Origin of the sequence: Shewanella sp. 10N.286.51.B8 (assembly GCF_041469325.1) — a bacterium.
Classification (GTDB): domain Bacteria; phylum Pseudomonadota; class Gammaproteobacteria; order Enterobacterales; family Shewanellaceae; genus Shewanella.
Genome location: NZ_JBFRKG010000009.1, coordinates 61,862 through 81,473 on the forward strand (window position 1 = coordinate 61,862; position 19,612 = coordinate 81,473).

Consider the following 19,612-nt stretch of genomic DNA (forward strand, 5'->3'; position numbering starts at 1 on the left):
TTTTGCGGCGCGGATAATGCGCGCCGCTGTTTTAGGTTTAATTTATGTTTTTTGAAGGTTCAGAAAAGAAAATTGAAGTCATCATTGCTGACTCCAATGTTAGATTACGGCATTTGGGCCAGCCTTTTTGGGCTGGTATCGTTGCTTGTGCCAATGCTGAAATTTTATCTTCAGTGAGTAATGATTATTGCGACGCCTACTTGCTTAGCGAGTCGAGCTTATTTGTTTGGGATGATCGCTTTGTGATGCTAACGTGCGGCACGACAACCCTTGCTGATGCGGTTATGTCATTTATCGACCACGTTGGGGAGCAAGCAATTGCTTTTGCCAGTTACCAGCGTAAAAACGAGTATTTGTCGCATTTACAATCAAGTTCATTTAAAGAAGATTTGACTAAAATTCGTCAAACAGTAACCGGAAATGCCTATCGCATTGGTCACTTAGACTCGCATCATCATTATTTGTTCAGTACTAAAAAGCCATTTATTGCGCCAACAACTGACGTCACTAATGAACTATTGATGTATCACATTAATGGCGCTGCAGCGAATTATTTACGTGGCGTAGATCAGTCTGCACAGGGTATTCGTGACTTGCTTGAATTGTCGGTGCTATTTCCTGATTTTATTATTGATGACTTTTTATTTGAGCCTTTTGGTTATTCCATCAATGGCATCAAAGATGAGTCCTATTTCACCATTCATATCACCCCGCAAGAAAAAAGCTCCTATGTGAGCTTTGAAACGAATCTCAATCTTGCAGATTATCCTGTTGATGTTTATGGCAAGTTATTGGGCATTCTCAACCCTGGTAGCTGGGATGTGATTGGCTTTAACTCCCCGAGAAATACTCAGGGGTTCCCTGAACATCTATGTTTAGGAAGTTGCTCATTAGCTACTGAGCAAGGCTATACCATTGATTTCAGTCATTATCAGCAGCTTTGTCATGAAGTGTTGATCCCAGAATATTTGTAGTTATTGGCTTAAGCCATTACGGAGATTTTTATGAGCACTTTTGCTGAAAAAGCAGATTACTCTTTGTATTCAAATGCATTTGGCTACTTACGTCAGCCATTAGATTTTAAACCCACTGAAACCGATGCCGATGTGGTGGTTATTGGTTTGCCTTTCGATATGGCCACCACGGGTCGCTCTGGTGGCCGCATGGGCCCTGAAGCCATTCGCCGTGCATCAGTCAACCTTGCGTGGGAAGAAACTCGTTGGCCATGGGATTTCAGCTTAAGCGAAACCATCAATATTGTTGATGCTGGCGACTTAGTGTTTGATTGTGGCGATCAAGAAGATTTCACCAGCCGTTTAGAAGCGTTTGCCACCCGTATTCTTGATGCAGATAAAGCACTACTCAGTTTTGGTGGCGATCACTTTGTGACTTTACCACTGCTGCGTGCTCATCATAAAAAGTACGGCAAAATGGCTTTGCTGCATTTTGATGCACATACCGATACATATAGCCAAGGCAGTAAATACGACCATGGCACTATGTTTTATCATGCGCCTAATGAAGGTTTAATTGCGCCTGAAAATTCAATTCAGATTGGTATTCGTACTGAATTTAATGCCGCCGATCATCTATTTAAAGTGATTGATGCTGCACAGGCCAATGATTTAACTGCTGAACAAATTGTCGAACAAATTAAAGCGAGAGTGGGCGATATGCCGCTTTATGTGACCTTTGATATTGATTGTTTAGATCCTGCTTACGCGCCAGGTACTGGTACGCCAGTTTGTGGTGGCTTAACCAGTGATAAAGCGATGAAGATCATCCGCGGCTTACGTGGCATGAACATAGTTGGTATGGACGTAGTTGAAGTAGCACCAGCCTATGATTCTGCTGATATTACCGCTTTAGCTGGGGCAACCTTAGGGCTGGAAATGCTCCACGTTTGGGCTGCAGGCAAAGGTTTAGTAAAAAAATAGTCGCAAATTAGTCTTAAATTAACGACTAAACACTTTAAATGCTCCTTTATAAAACCAACGTTCATCGTTGGTTTTTTTTATCGGAAATGAATTGTTTTTCAATGCTGATAATATTTGTCAATATTGTCATGATCATAAATCAGTGTTCGTGAGTATAATGGCAACATATACAAAGACAGTTGCATCTAACGAGGTTTAGCAAAGATATGAATGATTTAACAGATATCCGCCGTGAATATACTCAAGGTGGTTTAAGGCGCAATGATCTCCCTGCTAATCCAATGATGTTATTTGAAACTTGGATTGAGCAAGCCAAAGACGCGCAATTAACCGATCCAACCGCTATGTGCGTAGCCACTGTTGATGAGCATGGGCAACCTTTCCAACGAATTGTGCTATTAAAAAAGTTTGATGATGATGGCTTTGTTTTCTTCACCAATCTAGAAAGCCGTAAAGCCACTCAATTGGCTCACAATGCCAAAATCAGTTTGTTGTTTCCATGGCATCCATTAGAGCGCCAAGTCGCCGTCACTGGCGTGGCAGAGCCGTTATCCATGCTTGAAGTGACTAAGTACTTTATGAGCCGCCCTAAAGACAGTCAAATAGCTGCATGGGTGTCAAAACAGTCCAGTAAAATTAGCGCAAGACAAGCCCTTGAAGGTAAATTTAATGAGATGAAGAATAAATTTGCCAAAGGTGAAGTGCCGTTGCCAAAGTTTTGGGGCGGTTACCGCGTAAAAGCTGACAGTATTGAGTTTTGGCAAGGTGGCGAGCGCCGCTTGCATGACCGTTTTATTTATCAAAAACAAGATAGCGATTGGCTTATCGATAGACTTGCGCCTTGATAAACGGCTTAAATTGCGTGCAAGTTTGATGTGTACTGATAAAAATTGACGAGAAAATGAATGAGTAAAACAATTTGGGTTGATGCCGACGCCTGTCCTAATCCGGTTAAAGAAATGCTATTTCGCGCCGCCGACCGCAAAAAAGTGCCATTGATATTAGTGGCCAATCAACTGATCCGCGTGCCAGCATCGGCTAATATTTCTGTGGTCAGAGTCAGCTCAGGTTTTGATGAAGCTGATAATTACATTGTTAAGCAATTAAATAGTGGTGATTTAGTTATTACCGGTGATATTCCGTTAGCGGCAGATGCCATTGAAAAAGGCGCCGTGGTGTTTAATCCCCGCGGTGATATCTATACCGTTGATAACATAAAACAACGTTTGACCATGAGAGATTTTATGGAAGAGCTAAGAAGCAGCGGCGTGCATACTGCAGGGCCCAATAGTTTTTCACAAGCCGATAAACACGCTTTTGGGCAAGCATTAGATAAATGGTTGAGTCGCTTGTAAAAATTTCTTGAGTCGTTGTATAGAGCAAGGTTTCACCCTTACCGGAATCATGGTGATAATAATAGCGTTCCAGCCAGTTAAGAAAATTTAATCTATAATTTAACTGTTTTTATTCACAAAAAGGATTAATGATGAAAAAATGGATCGCAGTATTACCATTAGTATTACTCAGCACCTCAGTGTTGGCCGCAGATTGGCAAGTGAAACAAGCGCATTCAAAAGTGAGCTTCATTTCAATTAAACAAGCCGATGTTGCTGAAGTACATGATTTTAAACAAGTCAGTGGTAATTTGACCTCAGCAGGGGCCTTTAACTTAACGATTGATTTGGTCAGTGTTGATACCGGTATTGAAATACGTGATGAACGCATGCAGGCCATGTTATTTGAAGTGGCTAAATATCCGCAACTACAGTTAAGTTCGATGGTTAATCCACAACTCGTGGCTGATTTGAGTGTTGGCTCAACGTTAGTGACCCAAATTGATGGCACAATTGAGTTACATGGTAAAACCAAGAAACAATCATTTGATGTGTTGATCGCTAAATTATCAGACACAAAAATGGTAGTGACCAGTATGTCTCCTGTCATTGTGCAAGCGGCAGATTTTGGTTTAACTGACGGGGTGAATAAGTTGCGCGAAATCGCTGGCCTTGGCAGTATAAGCTTAGCGGTACCCGTGTCGTTTGTATTAACGTTATCGCAATAAAACGAATTGTGGCTTTTGTGTGAATCACATACAAAAGCCACCTCATTAAGGTAAGTAATGGTCACAGATAAAGACGGTTATATTCATCTAATTCAATATTTAACTGAACATTTAGGCCTATTTGAAAAGTCTGAAGCCAGCAGCATTAACAATCAAACGGTTTTAGAATTATTTGAAGATCAGTTATCAGCCCAAATCATCATGGTATGTGGTCAAAACCCCAAGCTTTCATTTGAACAAAGAAATGACATCATTCGAGAAATTGATGCCATTGTTTATGATCTTGAAGAAATTCTCGCCAGTGTCGCTAAGCATAATGCTACGGCGGAGCAGAGTATTTTTATCACTGAGTTCTCAGGGCTTATTAAGAACTTATTCGATAAAGAAATCGAGCAACTTCTCAGATAAACCTATTTTTAACGTCATTATTTTAATTATTTATATTCATTATTAGGAACCTGCATGTTTAAATCTCTTGTTGGTGCAATGCTATTCATTTGTATGTCTTTTTCATCAGTGGCGGCTGAAAAACAAGTGTTGGGGCAAACTGAAATGATGTCAGTGAGCCAAGGCGGCATTGTATTTGAGGCTCGTATGGATACTGGAGCGGTAAACTCTTCATTGCATGCACTTAATATAAAGGTGTTAGGCGGCAGTGCAAAGAAAATGAAGGATAATGTTGGTAAAACCGTTTCGTTTACCACAGAAAACGAAAAGGGTCAGCAGCAGCAAGTTAGTGCCAAAATTGTTGGTACTTCGACCGTCAGTAACTCCCAAGGCACTGAAACCCGCTACGCGGTTAAGTTACCTATAACATTCGGTGACAGCACCCGTACGGTAAAGGTTAATCTTCGTAATCGTGCCTCCATGGATTATAAATTACTCATAGGTCGCAATTGGTTAAAAGGTAAATATGTGGTTGATGTTTCAGAGCAAAAACTAATTGGCCCTACTGCAGACATTAGCATTGTAGAGTCAGGGTTAATATTTGATACCCGCATTGATACCGGCGCCGTTGAGAATTCATTACACGCTACTAACCTGCATATTATTGGTGAAGACAAAAGCAACATGGAGAACAATGTCGGTAAAGATGTCACTTTTACCACCATGAACGAGAAGGGTGAAAAAGCACAGGTCACAGCTCGAATTCATAGCACTTCCTTAATCCGTAATGCACAAGGCAGTGAAATCCGTTATATGGTGACCTTGACGCTAGGTGAACCTGGCCAAGAGTTCAAAGTTGATGTTAATTTACGTGATCGCAGTAAAATGACCTATAAATTGCTTATTGGACGTAATTGGCTGCAAGGCCACTATATTGTCGATGTGGACATGTAAGCCTGTTTACAGATTCAATACCGTTCAGTTGAGCGGTTTTTTTTTGTCGATATTATTTAAACGATTAGCGTTAAGTTGTTATTTTTACATCAGCATTTAGTGTAACGCTTGTATCTATCATAAACTTCAAACTTAACCCTTGCCCCCCCAAAAAAAAGGCCAGCATGTCTGAATTTATTGCACCGCCGTGTTCAGAACACATCACTATTTTGTATCAAGATGAGCATTTATTACTGATAAATAAGCCTAGCGGTTTACTGAGTTTATCGGGTAAGAACCCGCTTAATAAAGACTCTGTTCATTACCGTTTAGTGCAGGACTTTCCCAATGCGACATTAGTCCATCGACTCGATTTTGGTACCTCAGGGATCATGCTGGTGGCGTTAAATAAAACCATTAATGGCTTACTGACCAAACAATTTCAAAATAAAACTGTGAGTAAAACCTACAGTGCGATTTTGTTCGGCCATGTTTTTGGGCTGCAGCAACATGATAAAGAAATTGGCTATATTGATGCGCCAATTGCTAAAGATGTTGATAATTTTCCGTTTATGAAGATTTGCCATGAAAAGGGCAAACCATCACAGAGTCAATTTGAAGTGATAGAGCGGTTAGAGATAGAGTCAGTTCATTTACAAGAAGCGATACCAATAACTAAAGTGAAATTTGTGCCTATTACCGGTAGAACACATCAGTTACGGCTGCACAGTCACTATGTTAAGCATCCTATTTTGGGCTGTGATTTATATAAAAATGCCACTTCAGAGGCGCTTGCAGAAGAAGTCTTTGGCCCACGACTATTATTACATGCTCAAAGGCTGCGTTTTCAGCACCCAGTAACTCATGAAATGATTGATATGGTGTGTGAAGCACCGTTTTAGCATTCCAGTAAAATTCAGATATGAAAAAGCCAGCAGTTAAGCTGGCTTTGTTTACAAATTAAAACTGCTGAACAGGCTTTAAAGCACACCGCGTTTCATTTGATCACGCTCAATTGATTCAAATAGCGCTTTAAAGTTACCTTCACCAAAGCCTAGGTTGTTCTTACGCTGAATAATTTCAATGAAGATTGGCCCAAACAGGTTTTTAGTGAAAATTTGTAATAGGTAACCATCGTCATCACCATCAACTAAAATTTGGTGATGCTTGATGCGATCTCTATCTTCAGTGACTTGTGGTAGCTTGTCAAAAATAGTGTCGTAATACTCAGGAATAATATCCAGCGTTTTAATTGCGGTACCTTCCATTGCATCTAAAGAGCCAACAATATCACGGCTTCTAAAGGCTAAATGCTGAACCCCTGGGCCATTATATTCACCTAAATATTCATCAATTTGGTTCTTGTCATTGCCTTTACCTTCATTAATCGGAATACAGAAGCTGCCATCAGGTGAACGCAGGGCGTAAGATACAAGCGCAGTTTGTGAACCACTAATATCAAAATAACGCACTTCAGTGAAACCAAAAATATCTTTATAAAAGTTGGCCCATTTTTCCATGGTGCCTTTATAAACATTGTTGGTCAGGTGATCGACTTCCATAAAGCCTTTTTCTTCTACAATAATAGGTTCAGCTAAATCTTCAAAATCATTAGCATAAATATTATTGTCAGTGCCAAATACATCGATGAAGTAAATTAAGCTATCACCAATACCGTAAATAGCAGGGTAAGGCATATCTTTAGCCGTATCATCAGCCGGTTTTGCGCCGCGCGCTACAGCTTCAGTGTAAGCAAATTGTGCATCTTCAACACGCCAGCCCATAGAACAAATAGCGGGGCCATGAGACTTAGCAAATTCAGCTGAGAAGCCTTGCTTAGATTTGTTCAATAAGAAGTTGATATCGTTTTGTTGGTAGTAAACGATATCGCTATGTTTAGCTTGTTTAAGCATTGAAAAACCAAAGTCGACAAACACTTGATGCATAAAATCAGTATCAGGACTGGCAAATTCAGTAAATTCAATACCTAGTAGTCCAAGTGGGTTTGTTTCGCTAGCCATGGTGTTTTCCTTAATAATTATCTTTATTTTTCATCACTCTGTGGTGATGTGTAATAGGGATGCTGTTGGTGATTAATCTTCAATCCAAGAGCGGTTGTAATCATCACTCATGCAGTTTTTGACATGGGTGGTTAAATTAAGTGGCGCAAAGGTATCAACCATTACGGCATATTCGTAAGTTTCGGTTTTGCCGATAGAGGCTTCGGTGCGCCCAGGTTGTGGCCCATGTGGCACGCCTTTTTGATGCAAGGTCATGTAACCTGCTTCAATACCTGTGCGGCTCATAAAGTCACCGTCAACGTAATACAGCACTTCGTCGCTATCGATGTTGTTGTGGTAATAAGGCGCTGGAATTGATTCTGGGTGGAAGTCATAGGGACGCGGTACAAAGTTACATATCACAAAATTGTTAGCCGTAAACACGATATGGTCAGAAGGCGGTAAATGAATTTTTCCTACTTTAGGTGCATATTCGGTGATATTAAATGCCCAAGGATAGACGCAGCCATCCCAGCCCACTAAATCAAATGGATGCCACTCTAAGGTGGTGAGTTGATACTTATCGCCAAACTTGCTGACTAAAGAAAACTCACCTTTTTCAACGGTAGCATCAGTAAGTTCAGGGGTGCGAATATCACGTTCACAATATGGCGCTGACTCCAGCATTTGCCCATAGTCATTTCTAAAATGTTTGGGTACTTCAACCATTGAGTTTGATTCAATAACGAATAAGCGTACATTACTGTAATCATTAAACTTGAGCTGGTAAGTCGTGCCTCTCGGAATGATTAAGTAATCCCATTGCTTAACTTGAAGTTGACCATATTCACTTAACAGCGTTCCTTCACCTTGGTGGACAAAGACCACTTCATCAGCATAGGCATTACGGTAAAACTCAGCCGTATCTTCAGTGACTTTGGCTGTGTACATGGCCACATCACTGTTATAAAAAATCTTGTTACGGGCACTGAAAAAGTTGCCGCTGCAATCAGCTTGGCGCGAATCGAGTTTGTAGTTTTGGATTAACGAGTCTTGCCACTCGTCGCCGTGCTCAAGAGCATAGGGAGCCACCGCTAATGCCTTAGTCGGCATATTATGGTGATATTTATTGGAGTAAATATTGGCAAAGCCGTGAGTAGAAAACAGTTCTTCACGGTAAAGCTCGCCAGAGTCTTTTTTAAAAGCGATATGGCGTTTAGAAGGTATTTGTCCTTGTTGAACATAAACCGGCATCGTAACTCCTCAACTCTTATTCGTTTGGTTGTCGTTATTGAGCTTCATTAATCTGCTTTGTTAATGTTTTTCTAGCGCAGCGTTAATAAACTATTTGTGATCTAGTTAACAATTTAGTTGCTAGGATGGACAAAAAAAAGAATAATAAACCACTTAACTTAATCTAATTTTTAGATGGTTAATAAAAGTTTACATAAGTGTCACGACTGCAGAACACTTAAAGGCAGAATAGGGACATGGAGGCTTAAATGAAAATCGATGTAGAAGCATTTAATGTGCTACAAGTACTTGTTGAAGAAGGAAGTTTTGCTAAAGCCTCTGAGCGGCTACACAAAGCGCAATCAGCAGTAAGTTATCAAGTAAAAAAACTCGAGCAACACCTAGGGGTGACTTTATTTAATCGGTCTCAATATCGGGCTGAATTAACCCCAGAAGGCAAAGTGATTTTGGCTGAAGGCCAACGGTTACTGCAACATTTAGCCAATATTGAACATTTAGCCAGTCGTTTTAGCGAAGGTTGGGAGCCAAAGCTTGAATTGGTGATTGACGGCGCGCTGCCAATGGAGCCTATCATGACAGCGTTAAAGCGCATGTCTGAGCATAATATTCCTACCAAGATACAACTTAACATGGAATTTTTAGGCGGCGTTCAACATCGTTTTGAGCGAGATAAAGCCGATTTAATGCTGGTTAAGGATTACCTTGCAGGGCCTTATTTTTCTGCCCAACAACTGCCACCAGTGACCAGTTTATTGGTTTGCTCATCGCAGCATCCTCTTGCTGAGTTATCCGGTGTTACCCTGACTGATCTGCAGCAACATGTAGAATTAACCATTGAAGACTCATCGCCGCAAAAACTACACCGAGACGAGTTACAGTTTGGCGGCGACAAAGTGTTTTACTTATCAGGCTTTATTATGAAGAAAAATGCCTTACTAAAAGGGCTAGGTTTTGGCTGGATGCCGGAGTTTCTTATTAATGATGAGCTTACGGGCAAGAATTTAGCCATAGTAGATTTTGTTGGTGGCCATAGATTTAGATTTACCCCGCAGTTAGTATCTACCCTAGAAAGGCCACTTGGGCGGGCGGGTCGATTATTTACTGAGTTAATTTCAGAAGAATTTGCAACTTTTAATCAATCAACTAATGATCAAAAAATTAGTCATTCGGCCATTGGTTAGTTATGGATTGCATAAGTATTATCGTTTTACTGTTAAGGATTTAAATGAAGTATTGGTTAATGAAATCGGAACCTGATGAGTTCAGCATTGACGATTTAGCAGCATGTTTACCACAGTCAGAACCCTGGCAAGGGATACGTAATTATCAGGCGCGAAACTTTTTACGGGATGAGGTAAAAACAGGGGATTTAGTGCTGTTTTACCATTCCAGCTGTAAAGTTCCCGCTGTTGTGGGGATTGCTGAAGTGACGTCAGATGCTTATAACGATTTAAGTGCTTTTGATAGTCAAAGTGCTTATTTTGACCCTAAGTCAGATAAACAAAAACCGAGATGGGTTGCAGTAGATATTCGTTTTAATCAAAAGTTAACCCGCATTATTACCTTGGCGCAGTTAAAAGCAGATCCAAAACTTGCTGACATGGTATTAGTAAGTAAAGGCGCTAGGTTGAGTGTTCAGCCTGTGACAGAAGAAGAGTTCAACTATATCGTTGCCTTATAAATGCTTTATAAATGCTTTATAAATGCCTTAAACATAAAAAAGGAGTGCTAATAAATTAGCGCTCCTTTTTTAAAATTCAATAGTAACAGCAATTAAAATTGGTTTAGATTAATAGCTTTCTTTTGCCACTATGGTTTGTCCAATCGGCGTGAGGCTCAATAAAGCCAGCTTCACATGTTGTATAGCAAACGGAATACCAATGATAGTGATAAAACAAGCTAGAGCATGGGTGAGGTGACCGATGGCCAACCAAATACCGAAAAATAAAAACCAGATTACATTACCTATCATCCCTAATGGACCGGTACCAAAGTCTTCTGTGCCTGATAGGTGTTTACGATTTACATTTTCTTGGCCGAATGGCCAAAATGCCATTTCACCAATGACGAAACAGGCTCGGCCAAAGGGGATACCGATAATACTAATAAAACATAAGAGCCCAGCTAGCCACCAAGCTAAGCCCATTATAAAGCCGCCCATGATGAACCAAGCGATATTAAAAACTAATCTTAATACTGACATCTAAAATCCCTTACTTGTTGTAATAACTTACTATTTTTAATCGTGCTTTGTACAGTTTGTTAGTCGAACTATGCACTATTGAAGCGAAATCTGTGCCACATTATATATATTTTTTATCTTGCTGAATTTAAACGATAATTCTATAAGGTATATTGTCTCTTAAACTCTCAGCATAAATAGGTTAGTTAAAAACAACATTTTTTAGTTAAAATAATAACTCTACTCATTGATGTTGAGATAAACATGTTTGCCACCACACCAGTACAAACCATTCGATTTGCAGAGCAGGCAATATTTGTAAAACGCGATGATTTACTCCACCCGGATTTCAGTGGTAACAAAGCGCGAAAATTTCAATATTTTCTCGAGCAAGATTTCCCTCTAGTAAAAAAACTGGTTGGCTATGGCTCAGCGCAAGCAAATTCGCTGCACTCTTTAGCTGCCTTAACCAAAATGCGCGGCTGGCAACTTGATTATTATGTTGACCATATAGCTGGCTATCTTAAGCAAAACCCCCAAGGAAACTATAAAGCGGCCTTAGACAACGGCGCCAACATCATTGAAAAGCCAGCGGGTATTGAGCTGAACCTAGAGACTTATGTACAACAAGATATTCAAGCGCCGTATGAATCGAACAAACAGCTTGTCGTTAAGAGTACGGTGTTTGTTCCCGAAGGCGGGCGTTGTGAATATGCTCAGCTAGGGCTTGATCAACTAGGGCGAGAGATTATTGAATGGCTTAAACAAAATAATATGAAAAAGTTAGAGCTATTTCTTCCTTCAGGTACAGGTACCACGGCACTTTACTTACAACGTTTTTTTGTCGAATTCAGTAAAACAGCCAGCAGCTCAGACCTCTCGCTGCCCAGTGTAACGGTATTAACCTGCAGCTGTGTTGGCGGTGATGAATATCTCACTAAGCAGTTTTATCAATTAACCGATAATACTGACTATCATCCAAGGATCATCTCTAATGGTAAAAAGTATCATTTTGGTAAGTTGAACCGTCAGTGTTATGACATGTGGCAACACGTCAATAAGCAAGGTATTGAATTTGAATTGTTGTATGACCCAGTTGGTTTCATCATGCTGGAGCATTATCTAAATACTGCAAACCTAAGCGGCGATGACTTAAACAAAGGTGCTGCTGTTCCTGTGATGTATTTACATCAAGGGGGCTTGCTGGGTAATCCAAGCATGTTAGCGCGCTACAAAAGGAAATATCAACAGCAAGGATGATAGCGGGTTTATATCTAGGCTAGATAAGCATTCATTAGAGACAATATTGAAAATTGATTTGAATTATGACGTTGGAGAGTTGCTTAGAGAAGGATTTGAAAAGTGCTCTTGGGTGAGGGTAACTTCATGTTGCTCAGTTCTAATAAACGTCCGGTAAGGTGTGAGAGGAAATACCGAGAAGCGATGTCTATTGAGTAACTGAGCAAATGAATAACGCAAGCGTTAAAAGTCTTACTTGTTAGCCGTAAGTAACCATTTCATAAATGTTAACGCTTCAGTGCGCTTAGAAAAAGTTGTTTTAGTTTTACCTTGGCTATCGGTAAAAGCTATTGAGTTTTTATTTGATGATATTGAATTAACAGGGAAATTAACTGTAATTTCATGACCATTTATGTTGTATGACATGTGCCACACTCCTTTTTAATTTTCACCTTTTTGGTGAGTAAGTAATAACAATATTTATCCTTAAGCAGTTGTGTTGCGTAAGTTTAGATTTATGTGCTTAAGTTCACTGTGCTTATTACACTTACAAGTAGGCTGGTTTGATCAATTCTATTTTTAATCGCCAATTTACTTGCTGTAGTTAGTTGAACATAGGCATATGACAAACAAATGACAGAGAACAACTTAGCAAATGACTTGTAGTGTGGGTTTACTGCATGTAGTGAGTGACTAACAGAAGGGTAAACAAATAATTACAAGAAAACTTAAATACACAGAGGATATTAGTCATATATTTTTTATATAGCAATACATTTTTTACAATTCAGGACAATTAATGGATAAAAGGTGAACTTAATCGCCCTTTATCTGAATATTTATCCAACAAAAGCAGCAACACACTGTACTTTGTGGCGACTTATCCTCAGTTAGGGTAAATAATCTAGCTAAGTCGACGATAAGCATAACTGTTATAAAAACCGCAAAAAAGAGTGCTTTGTGTCATTAAAGCACTCTTTTATCTTTAAAATCAGAGTCAGTGTTAAGCCGTTGATTAATAAATCAGTTCGCCTATTGGGTTGAGTAGCTTACTGATCCCTTTAGTAAAATATAAAGGCGCATCAACAACGGTATAACATAAACACCCCTCAACTGTTTTAGGGCTGTGCTCATGGTCACTATTAAGTAACAAAAAGTCACCTGCGCTGTAGGTGTTGTATTCATCGCTGAATTCGCCTGCTAACAACAAGGTCAACTCTTGGCCTTTATGGGTGTGCTGTGGGATTTCGCCGTTTTTATCAATATGCAGTAAACTCGCTCTTGCTTGTTTCTCGCCGGTGTCGAGTCTTAACCGACTGACTTTACCTATACCTTGCCAATGGTTTTCTACTTGCTGGCGAAATGCAGCCGGTAAATTGTATTGCTGACCTTTGACCTTGACTGCGACCTTGGTTTGCTTTGGCGATACATCAACGGCATCATCCATTTGCATCATAGTGTTAAGCATGGCTTCAAGCTCTGCATCCATAGCTTCATTTATGCTTGAATCTAGTGATGCTGTGGGTTGCGCATTTAAGCTGTTTTCAGCAGCAACCAAAGTTAGTTGCTCAATTTTATCGGCGCAATGACGACACAGTTCACAATGGGCTGACACGGCCAATGATAGAGACAAAGGCAGTTCTCCTTTGGCATGGAGAGAAAGTAATTGCTCATCGGGGTGATAATTAATCATAATGTTTCTCCATGAAGCCTTTTAACTTCTCTAATCCTAATCTGAGTCTTGATTTAACCGTGCCAATGGGCACTTTCAATTTATCTGCCAGTTCTTGCTGAGTGAGCTCTTGCATGTAAATGCCTTGCACCACCTGTTTTTGCAGCGGCGGTAGTGACTCAACGTGTTTAAGCAAGGTGGCAGACAATTTGAAGTCATTTTCAGTTTCATCGCTGCCATCAGAATCGAATAGAGACCAAATATCGTCACCAAACGCATCTTCACGGTTATGTTGCACTTTACGCAACATGTCAAAGCACTGATTACGCATGACTGTGAACACCCAAGTGCTTACTGCAGCTTTATCAACATTATAAAGATGGGCTTTAGTCCATACTCGGGTCATGGTTTCTTGAACTAAGTCCATGGCTAAGCCTTGTTGGCTCAAACGTTGGATCCCAAAAGAACGTATTTTGGGCGAAAAATGAGCAAACAGCTTAGCAAAAGCAGCTTTATCTCTATGATTTGCAACACGTAGCATTAAGCCTGCAAGCATCTGGGCTTCGACATCATTTTTATCGGTTGATTTCATGGCAGTATCTATTGCTTTTGTATTTTTAGATAACATACCTTTATCATAACGACTTTGAACCGTTTGTGATTGAAAATTTTGCATTTATTTTCACTCGCATCGTCAGTGTTAAGAGAGCTTTAGTCACATATATTGCATTAATCTGTTTTATATAGCAGGTTAAAAGCTGACTAAATCCGAAAGTTACTTGTTGATACGCAAAAGGATGAAAGATGGTTCAAAAAAGGCTTAAAAATGTGCAACTTTTTTATCATTTATTACTAAGAGTTAAAAATTTGAGTGGTTTGCTTTGAGTTAAAGTCGCTAACCACCTGATTTTGAATGCGTTAAGATTACTTAATAATGCTGGTGATCAAGGCTTGGGTCATTTCGTGATTATGACTATTAATGCACTGGTACTTTTCCTCTGGGCTAATGGGCATTATCTCTAACCAGCGCTGACAGACCCATGACAAATTATTAAAGTCGTCATCTTTATAGTGAGATAATTGTTGTGGGTACTGCTGTAAAATCTCTTGTAAGGTTTTCTTTAAAAAATGTTGTTTGGGCTTTATATCTGTTTGCGGCCAATCGGGGATTAAACTGACATCACCTCTTTTTAAACCATCAGCTTCAGTATCGAACTGATTGATTTTAAACCGCTGTTTACCTTCGATACTAATACCTAATAGTCCATCGTCTAGCGTTTCAAAATCGATAATATGAACCCAAGTTCCTAAAGGCATGAGTTGGTTGTCACTGGTTAGCATGCATAAGCCAAAACCTTCACCTGATTTAAGTGATTCAGTCACTAAACGTTTATATCTTGGTTCAAAAATGCGCAATTGCGTGAAGCCTTGAGGTAACAAGCAAATGGATAATGGGAACAGAGGCAATTTCATAACAGCACCTTTATTACTAACTTAATGGTGAATGTAGTATTCATGTTTTCAATAGTTTATACGGTGATATTGAGGGTAATGATCACTATTGTTTTACCCAAATTAATTGCTGAGTATCAATGCCTAATGCGGTCATTTTTTCTGTGAATCTGAGTTTATGCTCGGCAGAGATGTTAGGTGTGCGCGATAAAATCCACGCATAATCATTGTTTGGACCTATCACTAACGAACTTATATAGTTTCCGTTTTTATCTTCCATCAAATCATGGATTTGATAGGCACCATAAAACGGCCCAAAAAAAGAGACTTTTAAACGGCCAATATTGTCCGTTTCAATGAAGTAGGCTTTACCCTCTGCTTCACTCCAACGTGCTTTTTCGTCTGAATAACCTCGATTGATGACCACAACTTTATCGCCATCAACAGAATAGTTGGCTGTGACTTTTGAAAGGCCTCTTTCAAATGAATGGTCAAGTCTGGCGATTTCATACCAGCTACCGAGGTAATTGTTGAGTTTAAAGTTTTCAACCACAGTCACTTTTTTATCGAGCATAGTGCAAGCGCTTGTTCCGCTAACTAGCAAGGCACACAAGGCGATGCTTTTTATGTTGTTATAAACCTTGGTCGATGTCATTTGTTGTGATCCCTATAGTTTTATCTTGAGTTGAATTTGCACTAATTACTCATGTTACGTACGATGCTGCCGATAAGATCTATATTAAAATTTATTAGGTTAATATCTGTTCTAAATGATGTTTTACAGCCAACCTTATTTAGTCAATGTCGCTGTTGTATCCGCTAAAAATTTTTTAATGGCTAGTAGAACCAAGGTCGAGTTAACGAGAAATAATAATGAAAAAAATGCTGGATTCAGTCGATCAACGTACTAAATTAGTCGGTGAGAACCGTTTAGAGTTACTGTTGTTCAAAATTAGTGCCACCCAATTATTTGCTATTAACGTGTTCAAAGTCAAAGAGGTCGTTAAGCTGCCGCCTTTAAGCGCATTACCTGGCAGTAACCCAAACATTAGTGGTGTTGCCAACATTCGTGGTATGTCTATTCCAGTGATTAATTTGCGCGGTGCTATTGGCTTTAGCCCTATGCCAGTCTCAGATGACTGTAATTTGATTATTACTGAGTATAACCGCAGTGTGCAGGGCTTTTTAGTTGGCAAGGTAGAGCATATTGTCAATATGACCTGGGGCGATATTATGCCGCCGCCAAAGTCTGCTGGGGCTAATAACTATTTAACGGCTATCACTAAACTGCAAGATAATGATGTACAAAGATTGGTCTCTATTATTGATGTCGAAAAGGTGCTAGCTGAGATCATTGATTACGACATTACCTTATCAGAAGGCGTACTTGATCAACAATTAGTGGCGCACATGCCGGGCCGAAAAGTATTAATTGTTGATGACTCCGCCACGGCTAGAAAACAAGTACGCGACACCCTCAGTCAACTGGGGATTAAAATCATAGAGGCCTCTGATGGTTTGCAAGCATTGAATATGCTTAAAGGTTGGGCAGCAGAAGGTAAAAGCGTTGCCGATGAGTTATTGATGATGATTACCGATGCAGAAATGCCTGAAATGGACGGCTATAAACTCACAGCTGAAGTGCGCGCCGATGAGCGCATGGCGTCACTGTATATCACCCTTAATACCTCGTTAAGTGGCAGCTTTAATAATGCTATGGTTGAAAAAGTGGGCTGTGACAAGTTTATTTCTAAATTCCAGCCAGACTTATTGGTTGATGCGGTGCAGCAGCGCTTAAAGATGATCCTTGACTAAGTGTATCTTCAGAGCGATGCGGTTGTTAGCGCTCGCTCTGTTGTGGCTTTCTGTTTTAGTCGCTCAAATTTAAGTAAACTCTTCTTGAACCTGTTCGATAAGCAGCTTTTGATGCTCTTTGGTAATGCCAATGTTCATTCGACATAACCTTACCGCATAAGAAAACTTGTCTTTGCCGACAATATTGAGTATTTCACATAACAGCGATTTGTTGAGCGCTAAGGTGTCACAATAGTGATTAATTGCCTTATTTAGGCTATTAAACTGTAAACCATCAAATTCAAATACCGCGCTATAACCTTGTTCAATATCAATGCCATTGAGCACCAAGGGCCAACCTTTTGCATTAATGCGGCCTTTGGCAATGTTGTACATCATCCATGCACTTTCTTTAAAGCCAGATAATATTCGACAATCAAAACCTGACTCAGCCAACTCTTCTTCGGTCCAATTAATGCCAATGGCGAGATCTTTATGATAAATCTGCATTAAGTCATCTTTTACTGCGTCTCTGCAATCCCAAATAGAAGTCAGTAAATTCTTTTTAGCTAACCTTGCACACTCACTGCATGCTGGCAGTGTTAATGAAGGGTGCGGGGTTGATGCTTTAGCATAATAACTGAACACATCGTTACTAGGCTCGGCGCAAAACCAGCATTGATGGCGAAGATCGAAAGGGATATCAATTAGGGGAGGTAAATGATTCAAAACAGGCCTTTAAGTTATAACTGGCAAGTAAATTTTTCTTATAAAAAAGCTGCTTTAGTTCGTAACGAACTGCAGCAGCTTAATTTAGCCAAGAATGTAATTATTCGGCTTCAATATCAACTAGCTCTTTAGCTAATTCAATTGGATCTACTTCTAAACATTCTTCGTTTGCAACCCAATCAAGACCGATTAATACACCGTCTTCATTTAAATCGCCAACCCAAAATTCTAAAAAGTCATTCACACTGATCTCAACAGCGACATAGTCTGCCCACTCTTCAGTACAATGGCTTGCCGCCGCAGCTTGTGTTGACCATAAAGGCATCACATCAGTTTGTTCAAATTCAGAAGAGTCACAGACAACCCAACCTTCACCAGTCTCATCCGCTAAGCCCCAAAGGACTTGATGCTTTTTCACATTTTCAATAAAGCTTACAACTGCAGGGGTTAGTTCAATCATGATTAGTCTCTTAGAAATTTCAATTAACTGATGCATTATACGTTAACGCTAAACAATACAAAACACTATTAATCTTCTATCGCAAAATGAAATAAACAAATACAAATTATCACAGTTTTAGCGGTTTTTGATCTTGTTTCCTTTTGCTTGATAAGTCAGGATGTGGCTATTCATTGATTAGTCGAAGTATTCTTTTTATGGTGAGTTTCAAATTTCCGGCGTTACTAAAATCGGCTGTAGTGGTTTCTAGCTGCTTTGTTAGTCTTCAAGCAATTGCAGCGTCCGATGATTTTTCCCAGTGTGTGGATAAGCTTAAAGTTACAGCCCGCAGTGAAGGCTTATCCGAGCAAACGATAAATACCAGTGTCGCTAATCTAAAGTACATTCCTAGAGTGATTGAGCTTGATAATCAGCAGCCAGAGTTTAGCACCACCTTTGGTAATTACTTCAATAAGCGTGTGACTGATTGGCGTGTTAAAGAGGGGCGGCGTTTATTAGCCGAGCATCGAGAATTATTAAATAAGCTTACCCTTAAGTATGGGGTACCAGGCCAATATATCATTGCTTTTTGGGGGCTGGAAACCAACTTTGGTGGCTATAAGGGCAAAATGTCAGTGTTAAATTCGTTAGCGACATTAGCCTGCGATCCTCGTCGTAGTAGCTATTTTACCAATGAATTAATGCAAGCTTTAAAGCTTAAAGAAAAGTATCAATTTGATGATGCGACTATGGTAGGCTCTTGGGCTGGCGCGATGGGGCATACTCAATTTATGCCAACCAATTACGCTAAATATGCCGTTGATGGTGATGGTGACGGTAAAGTCGATTTGTGGAATAGCACTGCCGATGCCCTAACGTCTGCGGCAAACTTTTTGCAGCAACTGGGCTGGAAAGCGAATGAACGCTGGGGCAGAGAAGTATTATTGCCTGAAAATTATGATTACCAATACCTTGGCCGCAAGCACCCTAAACCGTTAACCGATTGGGCTGCATTAAACCTCAAGCAAGCCAATGGCACACCGTTGACGACTCCAGAGATGGAAGCCTCATTGTATGTCCCGTCTGGTCATACCGGGCCAGCATTCTTAGGTTACGATAACTTTGATGTCATTATGCGCTGGAATCGCTCTGAATTTTACGCCATTGCCGTGGGCCATTTAGCCGATAGGGTGAATGGTGCAGCGCCGCTGAGAGTAAGCGCGCCGGATCATGGTCTATTTAATCGCAGCGACATTAAGCTTATGCAAGCAAAATTAAATGAACTGGGTTTTGATGTTGGTAAGCCAGATGGTGTACTCGGGCGAAACTCGATTGCAGGAGTGCAGGCATTTCAGCGCAGTAAAAACTTGATTGCTGATGGCTTTCCCGATCAAAAAACCTTCGCCGCGTTAGGTATTAAGATCAGTTTATAATCCGTAGCTTCAATTAAAAAATAATGATTGCATCGCTGAGAGTTTATTCTCTGCCAGTTCGCAGGCTTAGTGCTTAAACTCAGTTCATAAGCTTAAAGA

General features: G+C 40.0%; 23 protein-coding genes. 13 read left to right on the plus strand and 10 right to left on the minus strand.

The window, feature by feature from the left end; translation table 11 throughout:
* Positions 1-44: 44 nt before the first annotated feature.
* The 8 genes from AB4160_RS05040 (at position 45) to AB4160_RS05075 (ending at position 6,221) form a co-directional block, all read left to right on the plus strand.
* Complete coding sequence (locus AB4160_RS05040; protein ID WP_102438261.1) at positions 45-974, plus strand: adenosylmethionine decarboxylase; 930 nt, start codon at positions 45-47, stop codon at positions 972-974.
* Positions 975-1,004: 30 nt separating this feature from the next.
* The gene (gene speB, locus AB4160_RS05045) at positions 1,005-1,937 is read left to right on the plus strand and encodes an agmatinase (RefSeq protein ID WP_102519666.1); all 933 of its coding nucleotides are present in this window, start codon (positions 1,005-1,007) and stop codon (positions 1,935-1,937) included.
* 206 nt (positions 1,938-2,143) lie between these two features.
* Positions 2,144-2,782 (plus strand): pyridoxamine 5'-phosphate oxidase, encoded by a 639-nt coding sequence (gene pdxH, locus AB4160_RS05050; RefSeq protein ID WP_372003774.1) that lies wholly within the window; start codon positions 2,144-2,146, stop codon positions 2,780-2,782.
* A 60-nt stretch (positions 2,783-2,842) separates the two neighbouring features.
* Positions 2,843-3,292, plus strand: coding sequence for a YaiI/YqxD family protein (locus AB4160_RS05055; protein WP_102438255.1), 450 nt, complete (start codon positions 2,843-2,845; stop codon positions 3,290-3,292).
* A gap of 131 nt (positions 3,293-3,423) precedes the next feature.
* On the plus strand, positions 3,424-3,999 hold the full coding sequence (locus AB4160_RS05060; protein WP_076537515.1) for a YceI family protein: 576 nt from the start codon (positions 3,424-3,426) through the stop codon (positions 3,997-3,999).
* Between the two features lie 57 nt (positions 4,000-4,056).
* On the plus strand, positions 4,057-4,407 hold the full coding sequence (locus AB4160_RS05065; protein WP_102438251.1) for a DUF3802 family protein: 351 nt from the start codon (positions 4,057-4,059) through the stop codon (positions 4,405-4,407).
* A gap of 54 nt (positions 4,408-4,461) precedes the next feature.
* A complete protein-coding gene (locus AB4160_RS05070) occupies positions 4,462-5,340 on the plus strand; it encodes a RimK/LysX family protein (protein WP_102438249.1) in 879 nt (292 codons plus the stop codon).
* A 164-nt stretch (positions 5,341-5,504) separates the two neighbouring features.
* Complete coding sequence (locus AB4160_RS05075; protein WP_303502524.1) at positions 5,505-6,221, plus strand: RluA family pseudouridine synthase; 717 nt, start codon at positions 5,505-5,507, stop codon at positions 6,219-6,221.
* A 78-nt stretch (positions 6,222-6,299) separates the two neighbouring features.
* On the opposite strand, the gene hppD is transcribed toward AB4160_RS05075, so the two are convergent.
* Positions 6,300-7,340, minus strand: coding sequence for a 4-hydroxyphenylpyruvate dioxygenase (gene hppD / locus AB4160_RS05080; protein WP_102438245.1), 1,041 nt, complete (start codon positions 7,338-7,340; stop codon positions 6,300-6,302).
* A 72-nt stretch (positions 7,341-7,412) separates the two neighbouring features.
* The gene (locus tag AB4160_RS05085; protein WP_102519669.1) at positions 7,413-8,573 is read right to left on the minus strand and encodes a homogentisate 1,2-dioxygenase; all 1,161 of its coding nucleotides are present in this window, start codon (positions 8,571-8,573) and stop codon (positions 7,413-7,415) included.
* 248 nt (positions 8,574-8,821) lie between these two features.
* Between AB4160_RS05085 and AB4160_RS05090 the strand changes: the two genes are divergently transcribed.
* Positions 8,822-9,754, plus strand: a complete 933-nt coding sequence (locus AB4160_RS05090) for a LysR family transcriptional regulator (RefSeq protein ID WP_102476231.1) — start codon at positions 8,822-8,824, stop codon at positions 9,752-9,754.
* A gap of 44 nt (positions 9,755-9,798) precedes the next feature.
* Entirely contained in the window at positions 9,799-10,254 is a 456-nt protein-coding gene (locus AB4160_RS05095; protein ID WP_102438239.1) for an EVE domain-containing protein, read from the plus strand.
* 108 nt (positions 10,255-10,362) lie between these two features.
* On the opposite strand, the gene AB4160_RS05100 is transcribed toward AB4160_RS05095, so the two are convergent.
* A complete protein-coding gene (locus tag AB4160_RS05100; RefSeq protein WP_076537536.1) occupies positions 10,363-10,776 on the minus strand; it encodes a YccF domain-containing protein in 414 nt (137 codons plus the stop codon).
* Positions 10,777-11,019: 243 nt separating this feature from the next.
* Between AB4160_RS05100 and AB4160_RS05105 the strand changes: the two genes are divergently transcribed.
* Positions 11,020-12,015, plus strand: coding sequence for a 1-aminocyclopropane-1-carboxylate deaminase (locus tag AB4160_RS05105; RefSeq protein WP_102530762.1), 996 nt, complete (start codon positions 11,020-11,022; stop codon positions 12,013-12,015).
* 231 nt (positions 12,016-12,246) lie between these two features.
* Here the strand turns inward: AB4160_RS05105 and AB4160_RS05110 are convergent, their stop codons facing one another.
* From AB4160_RS05110 to AB4160_RS05130, 5 genes are all read right to left on the minus strand, one after another.
* Positions 12,247-12,420, minus strand: a complete 174-nt coding sequence (locus tag AB4160_RS05110) for a hypothetical protein (protein ID WP_102438235.1) — start codon at positions 12,418-12,420, stop codon at positions 12,247-12,249.
* A 589-nt stretch (positions 12,421-13,009) separates the two neighbouring features.
* On the minus strand, positions 13,010-13,687 hold the full coding sequence (locus tag AB4160_RS05115) for a ChrR family anti-sigma-E factor (protein WP_102519673.1): 678 nt from the start codon (positions 13,685-13,687) through the stop codon (positions 13,010-13,012).
* A complete protein-coding gene (locus AB4160_RS05120; protein ID WP_102519674.1) occupies positions 13,680-14,342 on the minus strand; it encodes a sigma-70 family RNA polymerase sigma factor in 663 nt (220 codons plus the stop codon). Before AB4160_RS05120 ends, AB4160_RS05115 begins: the two co-directional genes overlap by 8 nt.
* Positions 14,343-14,590: 248 nt before the next feature.
* Entirely contained in the window at positions 14,591-15,139 is a 549-nt protein-coding gene (locus AB4160_RS05125; protein WP_102438229.1) for an LON peptidase substrate-binding domain-containing protein, read from the minus strand.
* Positions 15,140-15,224: 85 nt separating this feature from the next.
* Positions 15,225-15,773 carry a lipocalin family protein gene (locus tag AB4160_RS05130; RefSeq protein WP_198589928.1) on the minus strand — a complete coding sequence of 183 codons (549 nt, stop codon included), beginning with the start codon at positions 15,771-15,773 and terminating at the stop codon, positions 15,225-15,227.
* Positions 15,774-15,991: 218 nt separating this feature from the next.
* On the opposite strand from AB4160_RS05130, the gene AB4160_RS05135 reads away from it, so the two are divergent.
* On the plus strand, positions 15,992-16,933 hold the full coding sequence (locus AB4160_RS05135; RefSeq protein ID WP_102438227.1) for a chemotaxis protein CheV: 942 nt from the start codon (positions 15,992-15,994) through the stop codon (positions 16,931-16,933).
* Positions 16,934-17,002: 69 nt separating this feature from the next.
* Here the strand turns inward: AB4160_RS05135 and AB4160_RS05140 are convergent, their stop codons facing one another.
* Positions 17,003-17,641 (minus strand): hypothetical protein, encoded by a 639-nt coding sequence (locus AB4160_RS05140; RefSeq protein WP_102476236.1) that lies wholly within the window; start codon positions 17,639-17,641, stop codon positions 17,003-17,005.
* A 100-nt stretch (positions 17,642-17,741) separates the two neighbouring features.
* Complete coding sequence (locus AB4160_RS05145) at positions 17,742-18,101, minus strand: DUF2750 domain-containing protein (protein WP_076537554.1); 360 nt, start codon at positions 18,099-18,101, stop codon at positions 17,742-17,744.
* Positions 18,102-18,298: 197 nt separating this feature from the next.
* Between AB4160_RS05145 and AB4160_RS05150 the strand changes: the two genes are divergently transcribed.
* Entirely contained in the window at positions 18,299-19,513 is a 1,215-nt protein-coding gene (locus AB4160_RS05150) for a lytic murein transglycosylase (protein ID WP_303445799.1), read from the plus strand.
* Positions 19,514-19,612 lie beyond the last annotated feature (99 nt).

Coding starts and splice junctions, on each gene's coding strand:
- AB4160_RS05040 (WP_102438261.1), top strand. CDS start 45: ATGTTTTTTGAAGGTTCAGAAAAGAAAATTGAAGTCATCATTGCTGAC.
- speB (WP_102519666.1), top strand. CDS start 1,005: ATGAGCACTTTTGCTGAAAAAGCAGATTACTCTTTGTATTCAAATGCA.
- pdxH (WP_372003774.1), top strand. CDS start 2,144: ATGAATGATTTAACAGATATCCGCCGTGAATATACTCAAGGTGGTTTA.
- AB4160_RS05055 (WP_102438255.1), top strand. CDS start 2,843: ATGAGTAAAACAATTTGGGTTGATGCCGACGCCTGTCCTAATCCGGTT.
- AB4160_RS05060 (WP_076537515.1), top strand. CDS start 3,424: ATGAAAAAATGGATCGCAGTATTACCATTAGTATTACTCAGCACCTCA.
- AB4160_RS05065 (WP_102438251.1), top strand. CDS start 4,057: ATGGTCACAGATAAAGACGGTTATATTCATCTAATTCAATATTTAACT.
- AB4160_RS05070 (WP_102438249.1), top strand. CDS start 4,462: ATGTTTAAATCTCTTGTTGGTGCAATGCTATTCATTTGTATGTCTTTT.
- AB4160_RS05075 (WP_303502524.1), top strand. CDS start 5,505: ATGTCTGAATTTATTGCACCGCCGTGTTCAGAACACATCACTATTTTG.
- hppD (WP_102438245.1), bottom strand. CDS start 7,340: ATGGCTAGCGAAACAAACCCACTTGGACTACTAGGTATTGAATTTACT.
- AB4160_RS05085 (WP_102519669.1), bottom strand. CDS start 8,573: ATGCCGGTTTATGTTCAACAAGGACAAATACCTTCTAAACGCCATATC.
- AB4160_RS05090 (WP_102476231.1), top strand. CDS start 8,822: ATGAAAATCGATGTAGAAGCATTTAATGTGCTACAAGTACTTGTTGAA.
- AB4160_RS05095 (WP_102438239.1), top strand. CDS start 9,799: ATGAAGTATTGGTTAATGAAATCGGAACCTGATGAGTTCAGCATTGAC.
- AB4160_RS05100 (WP_076537536.1), bottom strand. CDS start 10,776: ATGTCAGTATTAAGATTAGTTTTTAATATCGCTTGGTTCATCATGGGC.
- AB4160_RS05105 (WP_102530762.1), top strand. CDS start 11,020: ATGTTTGCCACCACACCAGTACAAACCATTCGATTTGCAGAGCAGGCA.
- AB4160_RS05110 (WP_102438235.1), bottom strand. CDS start 12,420: ATGTCATACAACATAAATGGTCATGAAATTACAGTTAATTTCCCTGTT.
- AB4160_RS05115 (WP_102519673.1), bottom strand. CDS start 13,687: ATGATTAATTATCACCCCGATGAGCAATTACTTTCTCTCCATGCCAAA.
- AB4160_RS05120 (WP_102519674.1), bottom strand. CDS start 14,342: ATGCAAAATTTTCAATCACAAACGGTTCAAAGTCGTTATGATAAAGGT.
- AB4160_RS05125 (WP_102438229.1), bottom strand. CDS start 15,139: ATGAAATTGCCTCTGTTCCCATTATCCATTTGCTTGTTACCTCAAGGC.
- AB4160_RS05130 (WP_198589928.1), bottom strand. CDS start 15,773: ATGACATCGACCAAGGTTTATAACAACATAAAAAGCATCGCCTTGTGT.
- AB4160_RS05135 (WP_102438227.1), top strand. CDS start 15,992: ATGAAAAAAATGCTGGATTCAGTCGATCAACGTACTAAATTAGTCGGT.
- AB4160_RS05145 (WP_076537554.1), bottom strand. CDS start 18,101: ATGATTGAACTAACCCCTGCAGTTGTAAGCTTTATTGAAAATGTGAAA.
- AB4160_RS05150 (WP_303445799.1), top strand. CDS start 18,299: ATGGTGAGTTTCAAATTTCCGGCGTTACTAAAATCGGCTGTAGTGGTT.